The sequence below is a fragment of the Brevibacillus sp. 7WMA2 genome (genome assembly GCF_010748895.1).
Taxonomy (GTDB): Bacteria; Bacillota; Bacilli; order Brevibacillales; family Brevibacillaceae; genus Brevibacillus_B; species Brevibacillus_B halotolerans.
The window spans coordinates 2,502,501-2,520,268 of the sequence record NZ_CP048799.1; the positions used below are offsets into that span (position 1 = coordinate 2,502,501).

General features: G+C 42.0%; 11 protein-coding genes (1 of these 11 only partly in view). 4 read left to right on the forward strand and 7 right to left on the reverse strand.

Annotated features, from left to right (window positions below):
* Nucleotides 1-774, forward strand: partial view of an NCS2 family permease gene (locus tag GOP56_RS10055; protein ID WP_163245474.1) — the 3' portion only. 528 nt of this gene lie to the left of the window's left edge; only the last 774 of its 1,302 coding nucleotides appear in the window; its start codon lies beyond the left edge, outside the window; the stop codon is at nt 772-774.
* A 126-nt stretch (nt 775-900) separates the two neighbouring features.
* Here the strand turns inward: GOP56_RS10055 and bluB are convergent, their stop codons facing one another.
* The 3 genes from bluB to GOP56_RS10070 all read right to left on the reverse strand — a co-directional run bounded on the left by bluB (nt 901) and on the right by GOP56_RS10070 (nt 7,505).
* Nucleotides 901-1,554, reverse strand: coding sequence for a 5,6-dimethylbenzimidazole synthase (gene bluB / locus GOP56_RS10060; RefSeq protein WP_003336585.1), 654 nt, complete (start codon nt 1,552-1,554; stop codon nt 901-903).
* Nucleotides 1,555-1,702: 148 nt separating this feature from the next.
* Nucleotides 1,703-2,908 (reverse strand): DNA-binding protein, encoded by a 1,206-nt coding sequence (locus GOP56_RS10065; RefSeq protein ID WP_101668788.1) that lies wholly within the window; start codon nt 2,906-2,908, stop codon nt 1,703-1,705.
* Nucleotides 2,909-2,927: 19 nt separating this feature from the next.
* Nucleotides 2,928-7,505 carry an immunoglobulin-like domain-containing protein gene (locus GOP56_RS10070; protein ID WP_163245475.1) on the reverse strand — a complete coding sequence of 1,526 codons (4,578 nt, stop codon included), beginning with the start codon at nt 7,503-7,505 and terminating at the stop codon, nt 2,928-2,930.
* Nucleotides 7,506-8,309: 804 nt separating this feature from the next.
* Between GOP56_RS10070 and GOP56_RS10075 the strand changes: the two genes are divergently transcribed.
* Nucleotides 8,310-8,684 carry a hypothetical protein gene (locus GOP56_RS10075; RefSeq protein ID WP_254068681.1) on the forward strand — a complete coding sequence of 125 codons (375 nt, stop codon included), beginning with the start codon at nt 8,310-8,312 and terminating at the stop codon, nt 8,682-8,684.
* 18 nt (nt 8,685-8,702) lie between these two features.
* Here the strand turns inward: GOP56_RS10075 and GOP56_RS10080 are convergent, their stop codons facing one another.
* Together GOP56_RS10080 and GOP56_RS10085 are read right to left on the reverse strand one after the other, a co-directional pair.
* A complete protein-coding gene (locus GOP56_RS10080) occupies nt 8,703-9,575 on the reverse strand; it encodes a hypothetical protein (RefSeq protein ID WP_003336580.1) in 873 nt (290 codons plus the stop codon).
* 85 nt (nt 9,576-9,660) lie between these two features.
* Entirely contained in the window at nt 9,661-13,635 is a 3,975-nt protein-coding gene (locus tag GOP56_RS10085; RefSeq protein WP_163245477.1) for an S-layer homology domain-containing protein, read from the reverse strand.
* A 660-nt stretch (nt 13,636-14,295) separates the two neighbouring features.
* Here GOP56_RS10085 and GOP56_RS10090 point away from each other — a divergent pair.
* Nucleotides 14,296-14,778 carry a small multi-drug export protein gene (locus tag GOP56_RS10090; RefSeq protein ID WP_163245478.1) on the forward strand — a complete coding sequence of 161 codons (483 nt, stop codon included), beginning with the start codon at nt 14,296-14,298 and terminating at the stop codon, nt 14,776-14,778.
* A 76-nt stretch (nt 14,779-14,854) separates the two neighbouring features.
* On the opposite strand, the gene GOP56_RS10095 is transcribed toward GOP56_RS10090, so the two are convergent.
* Nucleotides 14,855-15,187 (reverse strand): DUF1904 family protein, encoded by a 333-nt coding sequence (locus GOP56_RS10095; protein WP_163245479.1) that lies wholly within the window; start codon nt 15,185-15,187, stop codon nt 14,855-14,857.
* Nucleotides 15,188-15,262: 75 nt separating this feature from the next.
* On the reverse strand, nt 15,263-16,237 hold the full coding sequence (locus tag GOP56_RS10100) for an aldose 1-epimerase (protein WP_163245480.1): 975 nt from the start codon (nt 16,235-16,237) through the stop codon (nt 15,263-15,265).
* Nucleotides 16,238-16,465: 228 nt separating this feature from the next.
* Here GOP56_RS10100 and GOP56_RS10105 point away from each other — a divergent pair, with 228 nt between their 5' ends.
* Nucleotides 16,466-17,719 carry a hypothetical protein gene (locus GOP56_RS10105; protein WP_163245481.1) on the forward strand — a complete coding sequence of 418 codons (1,254 nt, stop codon included), beginning with the start codon at nt 16,466-16,468 and terminating at the stop codon, nt 17,717-17,719.
* Nucleotides 17,720-17,768 lie beyond the last annotated feature (49 nt).

Consider the following 17,768-nt stretch of genomic DNA (forward strand, 5'->3'; position numbering starts at 1 on the left):
TTAATAACCCTGATATTTTACTCTCTAAATATAAATGGCGCTTTATTTTTCGGAATGATTCTTACTGGTTTAATCGCCTTTCTAACCGGTCAGCTTCAATTTACAAACGGTTTTGTCTCTATGCCGACTCTTCCTGAGGGAATCCTAGTCTCCAATCCTGTAACGGCCTTTGGAGAAGTCATCGAGTATGGTCTATATTCAGTAGTATTCTCTTTTTTACTAGTGACGCTATTTGATACGACTGGTACAGTACTTGGCGTAGCTGAACAAGCAGGACTAATGAAAGGTAACAAGCTTCCAAGAGCTGAACGTGCCCTACTATCAGATTCTGTCGCTACTCTATTCGGTTCCATGTTAGGAACATCGCCAACTTCTGCTTATGTAGAATCTGCATCTGGTGTTGCTGCTGGCGGTCGCACCGGGCTTACTGCCGTGTTTATTGCTCTGTTGCTAGGAATTGGCGCTTTTTTTGGTCCACTAATTAGCGCCGTATCAGGATTGTCTGCCATCACCGCTCCTTCGCTCATTATCGTTGGCTCCTTGATGGTTGGCAGTGTCCGCCACATTAATTGGGAACTACCAGATGAAGCTTTTCCTGCTTTCTTGGTTTTGTTAAGCATGCCGCTTACCTCCAGTATCGCTACTGGGATCTCACTAGGGTTTATTACATACCCACTGATGAAAATTTTAAGAGGCAAATGGCGCCAGGTGCATCCTTTAGTCTATCTCTTTGGCGTTTTATTTGCTATTCAACTGATCGCTGTTCCTCATTAATAGAAGCAAAAATAAAGACAAAAAAAGAAGTCAGGATTAATTCTGACTTCTTTTTTTGTAGATGCCATACTTACAGCCTGCATAGGAGCGATCCAGCAATCTAAAGATTTGGCAGCCACTGTATTCTTATTTTTGTATACCCCATTCATTTTGGAAAATTAATTCCTGCAAATTACGTCGTTTCTCCCATTGAAGAACTTCCAATAGCGGGCGATCAGGATATTCATTTGTATAGCCTAATGAAAGCAAGGCTACTGGCTCAATGTGCGGAGGTATTCCCAAGATTTCACGGACATCCGCTTTCTTATAAAAGCTAACCCATCCAAGGGCAATTCCTTCTGCACAGCTAGCCAGCCACATATTTTGAATCGCGCATGCCACTGACAAGACATCTGTCTCTGGAATCGAATTGCGACCAAGGACATGGGCCCCTCCCCTAGTCGGATCATTTGTAATACAGATAGTCAGAGGAGCTTCTTTTAGCCCTTGAACCTTGATTCCCATAAATTGATCACTGCGGTCTGTACCTTCATAATGAATAGCCAGCGCGCGTCGTTCTTTGTCTGCAGCATAAGCTAGCTTATCCTTTATTTCTTGATCTGTGACCATAATAAAATTCCATGGTTGCATAAAACCCACAGAAGGTGCATGATGCCCCGCTTCTAAAATTCGTTGAATAGCATCTTCAGGCAATGGTGTATCCAAAAAACTACGAATATCCCGTCTCCCTTCAATCGCTTTATACACGCCTTGTTTTTCTTGTTCAGTAAATTGAAGCATTTTGCTTATCTCCTTAGATGTTTTTTTGTTCAAGTTACCCATTGTTAGAAAACAGTTGGAAGTCGAGCCTCATCAAGCAGTGTTTTATTCCTCTTCTAATCGTACAAAAAATCTCCCACCAACAGTAGGAGATTTTTTGTGACATTTTTTATTTTCCGTAAGAACCGTTAGCAAATGTACTAGGGTCCCACCACTTATAACCAGCGGCTGGAGCTGCCCAAGGCTCTTTTTGTGGTTCGATTGTTTGGGACGGAATTTCATTTTCTGGACCAGTTGTAATGAGAGGAGTCGCCGTATCCAGCTTTAAGCCTTGTACCTGCTGAAGGTTTTCGTAATTCTCTTGTTTTGCTAGCCAATTGATTAGGTTAATAAGTAGCACAGCATCGTCTTGTTCTTTGAATCCGTCATAGGTTTTCTTCTTTTGGCCATTCTCTTCACGCAAATACTTCGGGGTAGCATCTTCTACCGGAGAAGAGTCACCGATAAAAGCAGCCTTTCCTTTTCCAAGCTTAGCGATAGCTACATACGGGCCTTCCTCCACTCCACCGCCTTTATATACACCTTTATCAACAGAATGGGCCCATTTTGCATTTGTTTTTGGCAAATAAACGATTCCCTTTGCTTTTTTCGGCTCAACAATGGCAAGTGTGCTACCCGCGTGCATTGCCACGCTGGATACGCCCTCTGTAATTCCCAACGCCTGAGCAGGACTCACAATGTTGGTTGCATTTATGTCTCCAAGCGCATTGTAGCGGAACCGGATACCAAAGTTGTCAGCCAGCCAATCAGAGCTTGCTACCCCTTGCATAGCTTCCGAGTTACGCTCCTCCTCGCTCATTCCCTTAGCTGGATCAGCCCACGCTCCACGACGATATCCGTTCATCACTTCCGAGGCATCCCAACGATTCTTGTTACGATCCGCATTGTAGTGATCCCCGATAAAGAAGATGCTACCGCCATTTTTTACAAATTCAATCATTGCTGCTTGTTCAGATACCTTATAAGGAATGTTGGCCTCTCCAATTACAAACACGGTATATTCTTTCAGATCGTCATAGACAATCGGTGTTGATTTGCGTAATTCCTTCACATCATAGCCGGCTTGAGCGATCGCATTCGCAAAGTCAGAGAAGCCTCCATCAATAACCCAGTCTGCCGCTCCTGCTGTTTGTCCATGCGTATTGTCAAATAACACCTTTTTACCCAGAGGGGTACCTTTTGCAGAGATAAACGGAGCCGGATCGTGAGGACCTTCAGCCCAGACTGAGCTCGTGAATAACGTGGAAGCTGCTAGTGTTACAACTAGAGCGCCCTTCCAAAGCTTTTTAGCTACCAAATAAGATGAACGAAACATCGTAGACCCCTCCTTATTCTTATGGCACAAGTTGAATATGTGTATAGGTGGCAATTCCTTTTTTGCTAAAATACGCTTTATCATGCAAAACACCGGTGATTTTCACTTTTTTACCGGCTGCATTTGCTACGGCATATGGTCCATTGCGGTCTGCATTCGCAAATTTTACGATAAGCGCATCTGTAGTTTCGTCCCCTGGCTGATCAGCAAGATAAATACCATAGCCTGCAAATTGGGCATTTGGCTCTACCGTCTGTACATAAGCTTCGAGTGTAATTGTCGTTCCTTGTGGCAGGGCTAGGGCTTGAGCTACTGTCAGTCCCGCTCCCTCCTTGGTTACCTCCAAGCTTAAACGTACTTTTTGCGCATATCCTTCGACTGTTCCTTCAAAGCTGAATGTACCTTCACTGCTTGTATCTGCTACATTCGGATTCCAGCTATCTACTGGTACCTGCTGTTTGGTCCCATCGCTCATGGAAGCCAATACAGTTGTAGGTAAGGTGTAATTGGCTCCTTGTCTCACAGAAGCAGTAATATCGCCAACATTAATAATGCTTGGTGCCCCTGTTGATTCCGTTACCAATACATAAGCTGCTTCACTTTGATAATTAGTCGTTGGATTGCTAGCAATGACTTCGAGTACAGTTCCTACTGACTGTGCTGGAATTTTTACACCGAAAGCTCCTACCTGATCTGCCTTGTCAGTCCCTACTAACGTCGATCCTGTACGAACATGAATGTCTGTTCCAAGCTTAGCTGTACCTGTTATATGCGAGTCTGTCACTGTAATTGGATGAACAAGAGGTACATCTCCCAAAGGAAGTACTCTAATCGAAAATGCTTTCTGTGACTGGGCAGACCCTAACTTGATTGAAGCGATTAGCACAATATCAGTTACCTTGGAAACAGCCGATCTGTTTACATGTCCATTATCAAGCTCTACGATGGCTGAATGGGCTTGGTCCTGCAAGCTCCATTGGATCGCAACATGGTTTGCACCCATTTTTGGTAGAGACACGCTTGTTGCCGTACCATCATAGGTAACCTTCAAGCTAGCTTTCACTGCCTCTACTGCTTCCTCGTCCGTGATTGTTTGGGCAGGTACAGTGAGCAAGAACACTTTCGTATCCATGCTAGTCCCCTTTTTCAGAGTAGCTGTTAAGGTTACTTTTGCATCTGCCGAACCTTTTGCTGGACGAATTACTTTTCCCTGCTCCGAAATAATGGCTGGTTGATCGGATACCCAGGTAATTGTCGAGCCATAAGCACCGTTGGTAGGCAAAGTCAGATCAGTCCGGGCTGTGCCACTCTCATCCCCTACAAAAAGAGCTGCTTTATCCGCTGCCACCCGATCTGCATCGGTAAGTCCACTGCGTAAAATAACAATATCTTTTACAGATCGTGGATAAACCTGAGCCGAGCCTTTAAAAATAGAAGCTATTCCAGTTACATCCACCACATCTTTTTCACGTAATTCCGGCAGGCTAACCCCATACTTCCCTAAAAAAACTTCAATCGAGCCCGTCGAGGTCTCCGCTACAAGCTTACTAGGAGTGACCTGTGAAACCGTTGCTTCCGCCAAGCGAATCAGCATTCCTTGCTTCTTGATTAGCTGGCTTGCCTCTACAGAAATAGCTTGAGGTTCATTGACCGTACCTGTGATCGAGAATTCGGCTTGCATAATTTCTACTTCTCCGTTGTACGTATCTTTCAAGCCTTTTGTAATGGTAATCACATCTCCTGGCTTCACCTGTGTTTGTGTAGTAGGTTGGAATACCAGAATACCTGCTTTGTCATCTTGAATATAAAAGCTATTCCGACTGTCCGAGACTGTACTTACTACCCCTGTAGCTGTTACGATCGGGGTTTTGTCTGGCAATTGCCGTATGGTTGACAAGCCATGCTTTTCTTCAGTAGGCGCTAACGTATAACCAGCTTGTTCAGCCTCTTGTGTGCTGTTAAAGAACACACGATTTTCTACAGCAACCTTTTGAAATTCAAGAGGCTGTACATAGAATTTTGTACCAGCATCCCCAACAGGACTGCTTAGTACCTTTTTCTGTTCACGAGCCCGGAATTCAAACGGCAATTCACTCAATGGGTCTTGGGCATTCCAAATTCCAATTCCTGCTTGCTTCGCTTCCTTGACGGTTTTCGCGTATTGCTTAAATGTCTCATCCTTGACTGGCCAGATGATATACATGCTGGCATATCCGTCTTTCACCATTTCCAAATTAACGTTACGGCCATCTGGAAGAATTACTTCTGCTAAAAGGCGACCGTATGCATCAATAGGTGTAGAAGCTGGTTTAATCGTAATCGAATCTCCTGGAGCTATTAATTTTTTTAGATGCTGTTTGGCACGTTCGCCATGAGCTTTTTGGTTTTTATCTTTACTGCTATTGTCCGTACCGTTGTATACCTGGGTATAGTCAAAATTAGGATCTTTTATATGATAGGTTTCCGCCGTATCCATATTGACAAATCGAACCGTATCTACCCCAAGAACTGGCTGAGATAAATGAATCGTATCGCCATCCACCACATCCTTCACAATGGAAGGGTAAGCTTCTTTTGGCTGAGGGGTTGGCAGTTGATCCTGTAACAGGAGCAAATCCGTTTGTTTACGCGGAAGTATTTGATACAGATCATTATATTGTGCTAAAACACCCTCTACCTGATACCACTTACCTGCCGTAAGCTGTGCTACGTCAATGCTCTCTTTCATAACACGGACTGTCATGCCTTGGAAATGCTCATCAATCATCCGTAGGTTATAGCCACCGCCTGATTCACTGCTTGGAACAGATAGTAAGAATGCCTGCGAGGAGATTAGCATTCCTTCATATTTTTCTGCTAGTGCCGCTTGGTTTAATTGGGCTACTGTCAAGAATTTTGCCTCAGGCACCTGATTCCCCGTACTTACCACGACGATATCTTCTGATGTTTCCGGAATGATTTCTGTCAAATTTTTATAAACAACAATCTTTCCTGTTACTTGAACCAAATCTCCCTCTTTTAGATCTGGATAACTGGTCCATTTACTTGCAAACAAATTAATCCCTGCTGTCTCATCCTGTATATACGTAGACAGCTTTCCACCGCCAAGCGAGGCGTTATCCGCCGTGACGATCCCTTGAAGCGTTACGACTTCATTTACTCGTTGTTTCAAGTCTGCAATGGAAGCGATACTAGCCGCTAATGACTCCGAAACAACTGTCTCTGTTAACAGGTTACCGGCTGTATTTTGAATCGTATTGGCTTGTAAACGTATCTTATTATCGTTTCCACGCAGCCCTTGAGCCAATGTAACGATTAATGACTGTCCTTTAATGGAAACAAGATCGCCTTCCGTAAGAGAAATGAAGTCACTGCCATTCCTAGCTATTTGGATCGCGTCGCGCAGTGCTTCTTCAGAAACCGCCAAGGCAATTTCGTCATCAAAACGTAAGGTAATTCGCTTATTGTCTTCATCTAACTTCGCATCCAAATACACAGGTGCTTTCGTGTTTTTGGAATCTTTGAAATTTATGGAAAATTCTGGTGAAACTAAGTGAGAAAGAGCGCCAAATACCATATCATGCTTCACAATTACGTACACATGATCAACGCTGTCTTTCGCCTCATGTTTCACTGCTTTTCCCAAGAAAGTGATTCTAAGTCGATCCTCGCTCTCCAGCTTAGCTGTGTAGCTGAGTCCCTCTGGTAATCCTTTGACTTGTACGCTTGATTTCAAAAACAGAGGCAAAAACTTGGCATGATGAAGCTCCACTAGAAGTGAGTCAGAAATCCCCCCATCATTAGCATCCGATTCATGTAAGCTACTAACGGACAAGCTTAGTGATGGGCCAGGCTTCTTTACAAGGACTGGGAACAGTGCTATCCGATGATCCACTTCCGCTTGGATAACGGCTAGCCCAATTGCTTTAGCTGTAACAACACCCTCCTCATTCACTGAAGCGACTCGTCTATCAGAAGAACTCCAATTTACAGCTTTACCTTCCATCTCTCTTCCGCGGATATCATATGCAATCGCTTTCAAAGTTAGGCTTCCATCTAAAGCAGAATCGATTTCTAGGATATTATCGTCTGCTAGGTTTTCTATCTTTACAGCAAACACTTTGCTAGAAGTAGCCTGTACCAGAAATGATTTTGCTGTTTTTTTCGAGCCGTACGCATCCACGCGTACAGTTACCCGTTTATCCAGCTCTCCACCTTTGATTGGTTCAAATTGGATACGAGCGGTTTTACTTGATTCATCCCAAGCGAAATCAGTTGCTTCTAGTGAAGACCATCCTTCTAATAGGCCCCCTTTGACTGAAAGCTGAAAATCCTCTGGTTCTGGTGTATCCTCTGGAATGTCAGATAACGTAATGGTTACCTCTCCATTGACCGCAGATATATCCTGCACTTTTAGCTTCTTTTGTTTTACACGCTGAGTCACGTCTTGTGGTGCTAATGCTTCTTGTGGTGCTAATGCTTCTTGAACTTCCGATGTTTCTGCCGCTTGTACAACTACAGGTAGGCTAAATGAACATACCATACAGAGAATCATGAAAACATTCAACCATTTTAGATACCTTTTTCGCTGCGACAATTCAGTCACTCCTTTTTACGTAATTTTTTGAAAAAGAACGAAAATGAGACCTGCCAGTATATTCCCTATTTCAGAAAAATAGGAAAAAGTATTCTGGCATTTTCACTATATGGTAGAGTTTCAATTTTTACATGATCATTTAGTAGGATTTTTTCAAGAAATGCAACTTTTATGATCACTCTCACTGTTAGTATAAAATAATGATGTGAATTTTAGACTAAGCTTATACTAGATAATTGTAAAAATATTCTAATTTATTTTCCGTAAATTTTACAATTGGTTCAGGTAAGACTGGCTAACTATTACTCTCAAGAATATAGACTGCCTCTTTGTTATAGAGTTTGCCTGTTTTTTCGGAATTTTTTAATTGGGTGTAAATTAAATCTGTTCGATGATGAACACAGAAAAGGAATGCACTACGCTCTTTAACAGCCGGGTGATATAGTTAAAGGGGAATGGAATCCGTGCCTTACGTGATAAATGATCACTGATTTGTTTTAGCAGATATGCCTGTCTTCCTTACTCCTTTAAGGCAAAAATAGTTCATTTTAATCGCAGTTGATCTACAGCATGTACAAATCGTGTAGTATGAAATCACACTCTCATATAGCTCAACAGTAAAGCAGTCCGTTTTCACTCAACATCGACTGGACCCATCAGATAAATGCATTTTACTTAACAGGGTGGTTCACTACGCAAGGGTATTATCTTCTAAGCTTTATAAAAGAAGCGATTTCCCTCATAAGATAGACAGTTACGCGGAAAAATGTGAAGCTTTTCCCGGGAAAGGATGATTGGTACATCATGAAAATCAACGTATATTACGACTACTTGGAAAATCGGTTAGCCCCCCTCTGGTATGTCATTACCTTTCGGGAAACCGAGCTTGATTGGAACAAGGAGCGAGCTTATATACCGATCACAGCCCCTTTTCAAAGAAAGGATGCAGAAGACTTCGATCCAGACTTATTAGGGCTTACAGTCACGTTAGGAGAATTAATGGTTCATCCTAAGAAGCCCGGCAAGTTCGGGATTAATCTCAAAGCTCTGAAGGAACAGGCTGAACGGCATGGGGTTGATCATCAGGAGATTAGACAGTTCGTACTTCAGGTCGGGGATATAGAAGAGGTGTTGCAAATGAGTTTCATACGTGATAATAACAAAGGCGCTACTCGTTAAAAGAAGCGCCTTTGTTTCTTATTTATTTGATTTTCGAATCCATTCCAGTACGCTATCTCGCAGGTTTTTCGTATATTTTTGGCCTGGCTTTTTCGCATCAAACCCATTTAGATACTTGATGGCTTCATCAATATATTTATTGGCATCCTTTTCATAATCACGGATGTCTTCTAAATCATCTTCATCAGAGCTTTCTAGCCAATCCTCAAAAGTGCGTAATGATTTTTGTTTATATTTTACTGCATCATTGAGCAGTTCAATAACGTCATCCATTCTACGTCTGTCACTTTTGCTTACTTTATCACCAATTTCATCAGATAAAGCCTCCATCCGATCTCTCATAATTTCGATCGGAACTGTAGCATACGTGTATGTCTGCTTTAGCATTCCCACATTAGGAGTGACGTTTTGATTTAATTTACTGTAGATCGCTTTATTTAACGTATCCGTTGTCTTTTTCATCTGGGATGCTAGCGAGGCAATGTTCTGTATATCCTGAAGCATCATGCCTGAATGATAACTCTTTGATTCGTAGGGAATGCTTTGCATTAAGGTGTTTAGAACATCTTTATTCCCCATTACGCGTTGGGCTTCCTGAGTAAGAGCCGAGGAACCCCCTGTTCCCCCAAAGAACAGATGTGTGACAAAAGAGGCATCATCCTTCATGTAAGCTAATTTACGCAAATTTTGCAACGGTTCAACCGGAATATATACCTTGCCGTCTATTACAATTCCACGCTCGTTAATGGGGGAACGATCTACCGTCAAGGCTACCTTTTGGTAGTTTCCCTCTTGCCCATATGGACTCACTACTTGAGTTGCCGCGAAAACGGTTGTGCCTCCAATCGCAAGCAATGCGGCAGATAAGGCAACTAACTTCAATCCTTTCATACAACGTCCTCCCCTGTGATTAGCAGAAAACCTTCCTTGTAACCAGAATGGCCAGGAAGGTTTTCGCTTTTATTTCATCCAGTTCCTACTTGACTTCAGCAACAGCTGGAATCAGTTTTTGCATTGCCATGACACGAGCCATTAAGATCGCTGCATCACCGCGAAGCATGTTAGCTTTTGGCTCAAATATATAGCCTTGTTTCGGGTCATTCGGATCTACTGGAGAACCGATGATCAGTTTTTTCTTGGCGATTTCCACTACAGCAGGAGCTGCATATCGATCAACCAATGGTGCATCCTTGAACAATTTTGTTAAGTTTGCAGTTGTTTTTGCTGCATTGGTTTCCGTTTTTAATTTCAACGCACGCGCTAAAATAACGGCAACCTCTTCACGAGTAATTTTACTATTTGGTTCGAAAATCTTTGGTTCTTTACCGCGAACGATTCCCAAACGCGCTGCTGTTTCAATGTGACGGTAGTCGTACTTCTGAGTACCATTGTAATCAAACGGTACATCCACAAACGACTGACTTGGCGGCTTTTCTACTAATGGAAGCTGCAAGGCACGCACGATCATCGCTGTAAATTCACCACGTGTCGTTTCTGTATCTGGCTTAAATTCCACTTCGTTATCCGCTTTAATAACTCCTTTAGCAAACATTGCTTCTACTTGGTTGCGTGCATATTGATGAGTCACAACATCTACAAAGGAATCGTTTAGCTTAGCTACTACATAATAGCCAAACTTGTCAAATGGAACAGTGATCGTTTTCTTGCTCACATTCACCTTACCGCCAAGATTTTCCCAGAAGAACTTGTTCGGGTCATATCTCATTACGGTTAGATGATTAGCTGCATCCGAAACAACATTCGCATCGTATGCAAGCTCTAGCGTACCGCGTTTGTTTGGTACAAGCACACGATTTACAGGAACATCGTTAAAGTTATACAGCTTCAGACTATCTGTTAACGCACGTGGCATGATTGGCAGCATACCATATGGATACGGATCATAGTCTTCCTTTGTACCTGGATCATCAGCTAAACCTGCATCCATCCAGAATACATTCGATGCTTTTACAAAATGTGTATCAAAGGAATGCTCGAAATCACGACCCAAGTCCTTAATCACATCATCAAAGTTTTTCGGTCTTTCTTGTAGATAATCAAAACGGTCAACAACGCCATCCTCTTTGTTAGCAATTCCGTATAGGATGTTATGGGCCTTGAAGACTTGACCTCTCAAATTCTCTGGTACGTTATAATCGTAGCGAACCAGATACGTATCTTTCGGGAATGTCAGGTTTAACTGCTTTTCGAAAATATTCGTTTTCGCAGTCATTGGTGCCATATGTTGCGCGCCTGGGATAGTACTTAGTGCATAGAATACCTCGAACGAATCATTTACGACATCGCCGTTAGCACTCTTCACCGTAAAGCTAATTTTGTTCGCCTTGTTAGGTTTTAGATCTGTAATGACCGCTCTAAAGGCGTTCGGGTAATCAATTTTCCCGTCCATATCGCCGTCGTAGTCTACTTTTGTCGCAACATTATTTTTGCCGAATGTAATGCTGTCCGCACCTGGTGCATCAATGATTACTTCAACAAAGTTTTGATTCAAGGTAGCTTGACGCGGCAAAATAGGACGAACAATGTCGTACATTAAGCCTGGCGCACGAACTTCCAAACGAGAAGTTGATTTGGAAGAGCCGTTTACCCCGTTATTGTAAACGGTAAAGGTATAAACTAGTTTTGAACCATCTTTAGGTAATTCAATGTTGGAAAGAATGAAGGTAAAGTATTTTTTGTCCTTCAAATACTTCACTTCCAAATTGTCGACCTCTTGGCTTCCCCAAGTGTCTTTTCCATCAATTAACAATTTGTTTTTACCTAAAATCCATTTTTTATCATACTTATCATCAGAAGACTTGATTTCAAGTACATATTTCGGCTCATTACCAGCCTCAATATCTTTCTTCATATCGTTAAGTCTTCCTTCGATAGCGGAAGTTGAATCTGGCAGATCAATAAAATCAAAGGTACCAAAGACATTCATTTTCTTTTCTTTGGTTGTATACACTCCGTCTTTACCAGTAAAGCGGTTGTCCTTAGAAGGCTTCTCTGTTGCATAAGGATAAATTCCTTCTGTGCCGCCTTTTGGAACTTCAGGGTAGTTGTTGGATAGTAACGAAATTTTGTACGTTTTTTCGTACAGAACGTTACCTTTTTTGTATCTGAAAACCAAGGTGTTTTGACCTTCAATAAAATTAACCTTTGTACCGGGTTTCATTTTAAAGTGATAGTTGTCACCTTTTGGCTCTAATGGAATATCGCTGTTATTCAAAGTCAGCTTGATCGTACCGTTTGTATAGCTAGCTGCCTCAAGCTCCACATTGCTAACAGTACCCTCAAATTCTCCCATGCTAGTAACAAGCTTTTTCTCGTAGTCAGTAATCGTTGGATCATAATCAAAAACCTGACCGTCTTTGATCTTGGCAAATTCTTGAACTGGTCCAGAAGCTGATGTAATTTGTAGAGAATATTCATCTTTACCATTTGAGCTTTCAACCTCAAACTCTAGCTTTTGCGTTCCATTAACTGGAAGTTCCCTAATGGTGAACCAGAGACGTTCACCGCGAACGGTTCCAGTAGCAGGACTAACGGTAACAGGAATCTTGCCACCGCCTTGTCCAATCGCATGAACGGTGATTTTGTTTACCGTACCTGTATTTTTCGTTAGCAGAGCGATAGAGAATGGCAATTTATTAATGGTAGTATTCGCATCAAATTTATTGCCTTCTTCATTTCCAGCCGGTATTTTGTCCGATTGGATATACTCTGCACCTGTAATTTGGAACTTGCTGTCATCCTTGATGGTGTAGCCAAAATCGCTGTTTGTATCGTATACGCTAGAAGACTCTTTATTTGACTGCACTGGATTAAATCCATCCATCGCCACCGTATAGCGTTTCCCAATCTCAAATGGGAATACTGCTGGTGCTCCTGGCTTTGGTGCTGCTGGATCATCAGGTGGATTTCCATCAAGTAACTTATCACCTTTAAAGCTATAGCGGTAATGATGATACTCAGCACCGTCTGGCTGCTTGGTTAACTCTGCATCCTTGAACGTGATATTCGCCTTTGCAGTACCAGATAGGCTGCCTTCAAAGAAGCGAACCTTCATGATTTCTACTGTACTTGCAGCTGGAGTAAAATTACTGTCTACAGGGATCATCAAATCACCTGAGAAGGTAAAGTCAGCAGCATTTGGTGTACCTTTAGACAAGAGCATTGGAAAATCTTTTAAATCATACTCAGTTGCTGAGCCATTTACGGATACCTTTGTATCAAAAAAAGTAGCCGTTCCGTCAAAGTAAATAACTTCTCGTTTGGATTCAATAACCTGATCTTTATTGGTCAATTTGAATGTAAGGACGTTCTTTCCTTTTTTCAAATTCAACTGACTGATAATAAAGTAGTTATCTGCTGATTCATTTACAAATGCTGAACGTGACTCTCCGTCGCTTTCCACGATTACCTTTGTAACGTTAGGAGCGTTCCCCTCAATTGTAAAAATGCCACTACCACTTGTAAAACGCTGTGTTACAACTGTTGCACTTTGTTCATTCAAAGGTAGCTTTTGTGCACCTGATTTGAACTGTAGGTTATACAAAAGCGGCGTATCAATATAGTTCACTTTAAACGAAGAAGTTATCTCGGAAGCACCATTCTTCCCGCGAAACGTAATTGTATTTTCACCTGGGAACAATTCAATGTTTGCAACACGAATCCGTCTTCCGTCATCTGAAACGATAACTCCCGTTGTCTTCTGTGGACCTTCTTTTCCGTTTTTCGGTGTTACCGTATAACTAATGCCTATGGAAGAAACCTGATTTAAAGATCCCTCAAGAGATAGATATTTGTCATTAACAATCTCAGGGAGATTTTCAAATATAAAGTTATTCCCGCTACCAGCTGCACCTGCGCCCATCGGATAAAACGGGATCACGGTCAGCATCATGACTAAGGCCAACAGTGCATGCAATATCCTTCTGGTCATTCGTTCCCCTCCTCTAATTTTACTGTGTGTTTCTCCTCAAAGAAAAACATACCCATTTCTTTATATCGGTAAGAACGTTGTAAATATTAAGGTTTTTAGCTTTATTTTTGACAGAGAAAAACTTTTATCTTCCATAATTTATTCCAATAATAGCATCCAACCATAGAAAGCAATCCTTTGCTGCCTACATATACCTCACCAGCATGAAAGCATTCATCGTAACATGTAGTACGTCTCATGCGTATCAAATCCCGTTTTCCTTTTAAGTGGATATCTGACTTCTTATGACAAGAAAACATAACCAATCTGTAACTGATCGTTGACATCATGCGATAGATTATTTACTTTAAACATAAGATTTCAAACAGAAGCGACTTTCTGAACATTAAAAAAAGACTTAGGGTCATCGTGTCGTCTAAGACGGTCTCAGCAGAATTTGGCTGTTGTCGTGTTTTATGTAGGTCGTATTAGCACAGCCCCGTACTATCTGCTTGCGTGGTTGTCCTAGATCTAGTAACTCCCCTCGCTTAGCTTAGTGCATTCTAGCACTTCTTACAAATGCTAGCCGGAGCAAAAATGAAGCCTTATCGGTATTGATGGTAAGATCAGACAAAGCACGAAACATCAGATGATGAACAAACTCAGGAGGAACTCTCAACTATGAATCTACTTTGGCCTTATTTGATCATTTTCCTGTTTGCCGCTACTCCCATGTTTGAGGTTATAGCAATGATTCCGATTGGAATTTTTGCTGGGCTGAATCCCCTTTTAGTTTCCTTGGTAGCGCTAGTGGGTAATGCCATTACTGTTTTTCTACTTATTTTACTAATGGAAAAAGTACAAATATGGTTACAGAAAAAACGTGGTGACAAGGAACCAAGCAAACGTCAGCAGCGTGCAAGGCACCTCTTTAAAAAGTATGGATTGCCTGGGCTAAGTATTTTAGGCCCTGCTCTAGTCGGAAGTCATCTTACTGCGATAATGGGAATGTCTTTTGGGGCAACCCGACAAAAAATGTTGTTGTGGATTGGGATTAGTATTGTTGCATGGACGGGGCTTGCTATGGTCATTGGATACTTTGGAGCTGATCTTATGAATATAGGTGAGCAGAATGGATTTTTGATGCGAATGCTACAAAAATAGTTCGTTACATAACGATTGCTCTACAAATCAAAAAGCCTGGGGAATATCATCTTCCGCAGGCTTTTGACTATAGTGCTTAATCAAAGCATCTTTTTCCATTTACATAATAGCTATTCGTCTCAAACACACTAAAAGCTATCTCTACTTCCGGTATACCCTGCGCCAAAACGTGTCTGGACACACATTCCGCAAAACGATCCCTTACCTCTGTTCCTCGCTCAAACCAATACACGTGGATAAAAGGATAGGTCTCTACTTGCTTTCCTTCAAAGATAGAGACCGTCGGTATGCACTCCATGATAAAATTATCTGTTCCACAGTCACAAATCTCTGCTAGCTCGCAAAGCAAAGACTCGCTCATGTTGCATGCCTGTTCGGTGGAAATCCCACGCAATAATAATTGAGGCATGTTTATTCCCCCTTTTTGCTGTTACTTCCCGTCTGCTATAAAAGCAAGGAATACTGCGCTATCGTTAATTTCGGCTTACAGCTTTTCTACACGGAAAGTATGTGTAAAGACAAATTGCTCCCCCGGCTCTAGACCACGAGCACCTGTCTGCTCTGCTGCTACATCTAAATTAAAAGCATCTGTGACAGCCGTGTATGGCTCAAGAGACACACTGTTATTCCAGCTTGGTTGGAAGACTAGCATGAATGGGAATTGATCTCCAAATTCATAAACAATTTTATGACTTTCTTGCTGGTCAATCAGTTCGCAACTGGTGGTTCCATTCCCTACTGTAACAAAAGCATGATCTCGTCCTTTTGGCATGTCAGGATAGGCTAGCCCCTTGGTTAATTGCTGACACAAATCAGTTGAGGTCGGTGAACCATCTACGAACCCTTCCTCATTTACGGGCCACTCTAGTTTTGAAGAAACCTGCATGATTGTTTGCTGTTCGTGCCCCTGCTTCACATGGAAATAAGGATGGAATCCTAACATAAACGGAGCCGCCACTGCGCTCTCGTTCTTCACTTCCCCTTCCAGACGTAGAACGCCATCTTGTAAAACATAGGTAAAGCGAAACACCAGACGTGCCTGAAATGCCTCCAATAAATCAGGGTGATCGGCAAAATCAAACTCGGATACGACGAACGCACCACGATCAGCTTTTGCACCGCGATCTATCACGTTCCAAGCGCGTACACGTAATTCTCCGTGAGAATGATGCTCCCCTTTGTTTAATCCGAGTTGATATTTCTTTCCGTTAAAGGAAAAGCTTCCATGTCTAATTTTATTGGGCGGAAACAAAATCGGATTTCCAAAACGGGCAGAAGCATCCCTGATCATGGAAATTTTTTCAGGTGATACAAATACCTCTTGATTATTCACTGAAAAACGAAATAAATTATTTCCAAGCCCTGGCACTAGATGAGCTTCCGCTGGATATTCTGCATCAGTTAGGACATATGTTATGTAATCGTCTACTTTTCGTTCCGCTAATTGATATCTTGTCATGACAATCTCCTTTCCCTCTTACCGCATCATAATTGAGCAATGTCTCATTTACATGATTCATGCATGTTCTTTCATTTTGTAGTGTAACGCAATCCGAAATTGAAACACAAGCAAATGCGCTTAATGAACCCATTCTCTAAAAGGAATTGTTAGCTGGAAACCACATGATTTCATATGGTACGATTTCCGATAGAGAACTTGTGTAAAAAGACAGGAGGGAATGACGGCATGGGTTACACTACTTATGCCACATTGCTTTATCAGATAGATAAAGATCATGTGCAAACGATTGTAAAGCAGCATAACATCAAATCCTTTCTTTATCCAATAAACCAAAATTGGACCGCAGTCATGCTAGCTGAGGAAGAAGAGGGAAGTGATGAATTCGCTGCTTACATCTCGGAAATTACGGGGCAACTCAGTATCTATGTGGTTCATTTGCCCGATGACGCTTGGGGATTTTCCAGCTATGTGAACGGTGAAGCTTTGGTTTCTTTGTTCGTTCCTTATAATGATTTCACTCCTGAGAGGCATTTGGAAGGTACCTTATCGGCTTTGTCTGATTGGGTGGCATGCTCGACAAGCTTTGAGAGGTTTCTGAACTACATGCTATTACATGAACAAGAGCAGAACACACATGAAAAAGCTAGGGCGCTCTTTCTTCAAGCCTTCGATATAACTGGTGTGGAAGGCTGTTCCTACGCATTCTTATCTAGCCAAACAGCTCAATTTCTGCAACAGCATCGCATCCTTGTAAATAAGTGTCGGCGTTCACCTGTTCGAGTAAACAAAATGGTCAGGGCTTGCTTGCAGGAGCAATTGCTTAAAGCTGGTTTTATTCTGTCTGAAGCCGTCTTTCCCCCAACTGAAGCAGTTGCAAAAACAGGTAGCAGAGCCCTCGAACAGTTTGCTTTTTATTGTACAACTCCTGCTATCACGAATACCGGCTTGCTCTTATCGTTTCATAAAAGGCAACGGAGGTTCACTGCTTCATTGCAACATGAGAGCTACGGCAGTATTGATCTATGGACCTGGTCTGAAGGAAAATGGGGTCGCACACACGGCGTAGCCCAATGGAGGAGCTATGCAGATGAACAAGAGCTGTCGGAATGTTTATATGAGGTGCTCCATTTATTTTTGGAATATGGTCCCGCTTTCTTCCAGCAAATCGATGGTAATCTGGAGCTATTTTCATCCCGTGATCTCTTGATCGAGATTGCAGATCCACCTTTGGCAGCTCGCGGATTCGTACGTGAATCAACCAAAGAACAAACCCGTTATGCAAATGATCAATATGAAATATCATTTACGCATGCATCCTACCCGCGCCAGCTATTTGGACGCTTTCGTCATGTAGCGGGGCCAACAGTTTGGCATAATCTTCATCCATTTTGGCTCGATCAATGCTATTATTGTAAAAAAGCAGAATTTATTTACCTTTTAGAGCACATGCTTCAGACCTTTGAGCGTCAAACAACCTAAGTGCTATCTATAAGTAATACACATTTCTTACATACAAAGGTGGTTCTTT

Coding starts and splice junctions, on each gene's coding strand:
- bluB (WP_003336585.1), bottom strand. CDS start 1,554: ATGCTTCAATTTACTGAACAAGAAAAACAAGGCGTGTATAAAGCGATT.
- GOP56_RS10090 (WP_163245478.1), top strand. CDS start 14,296: ATGAATCTACTTTGGCCTTATTTGATCATTTTCCTGTTTGCCGCTACT.
- GOP56_RS10095 (WP_163245479.1), bottom strand. CDS start 15,187: ATGCCTCAATTATTATTGCGTGGGATTTCCACCGAACAGGCATGCAAC.
- GOP56_RS10085 (WP_163245477.1), bottom strand. CDS start 13,635: ATGACCAGAAGGATATTGCATGCACTGTTGGCCTTAGTCATGATGCTG.
- GOP56_RS10105 (WP_163245481.1), top strand. CDS start 16,466: ATGGGTTACACTACTTATGCCACATTGCTTTATCAGATAGATAAAGAT.
- GOP56_RS10075 (WP_254068681.1), top strand. CDS start 8,310: ATGAAAATCAACGTATATTACGACTACTTGGAAAATCGGTTAGCCCCC.
- GOP56_RS10065 (WP_101668788.1), bottom strand. CDS start 2,908: ATGTTTCGTTCATCTTATTTGGTAGCTAAAAAGCTTTGGAAGGGCGCT.
- GOP56_RS10080 (WP_003336580.1), bottom strand. CDS start 9,575: ATGAAAGGATTGAAGTTAGTTGCCTTATCTGCCGCATTGCTTGCGATT.
- GOP56_RS10100 (WP_163245480.1), bottom strand. CDS start 16,237: ATGACAAGATATCAATTAGCGGAACGAAAAGTAGACGATTACATAACA.